This is a genomic window from Ochrobactrum sp. SFR4 (assembly GCF_019730395.1).
In the GTDB taxonomy this organism is placed as follows: Bacteria; Pseudomonadota; Alphaproteobacteria; order Rhizobiales; family Rhizobiaceae; genus Pseudochrobactrum.
In genome coordinates this window covers 1-246 of sequence record NZ_JAAPBB010001163.1, presented here as the reverse complement: position 1 = coordinate 246, position 246 = coordinate 1, and the positions used below count along the sequence as shown (strand labels likewise).

The following is a 246-nucleotide window of genomic DNA, read 5'->3' as shown; positions in this document are numbered from 1 at the left end:
AATAAATTTGAGTCAAAGATAAAATGCCAACATCTTTAAAGGCGCAGAAAACTGCTTCTGCACGTGAACGTCTGCTCGAGGCAGCAGGAATTTTGTTTTATAATTATGGGATTAACGCAACCGGCATTGATATGATCACTGCTAAAGCCGGCGTTGCGAAAATGAGCCTGTATAATAATTTCTCATCAAAATCCGACCTTGTCGCTGCGTTTATTGCAATGCGGCATCAGGAATGGCTCGATCTGT

General features: G+C 41.9%; 1 protein-coding gene. It reads left to right on the top strand.

The window, feature by feature from the left end; all coding sequences use genetic code 11:
• Positions 1-23 precede the first annotated feature (23 nt).
• Positions 24-246, top strand: a 223-nt coding sequence (locus HBA93_RS22705; RefSeq protein ID WP_221724739.1) for a TetR/AcrR family transcriptional regulator, incomplete at its 3' end; no start/stop codon positions are given.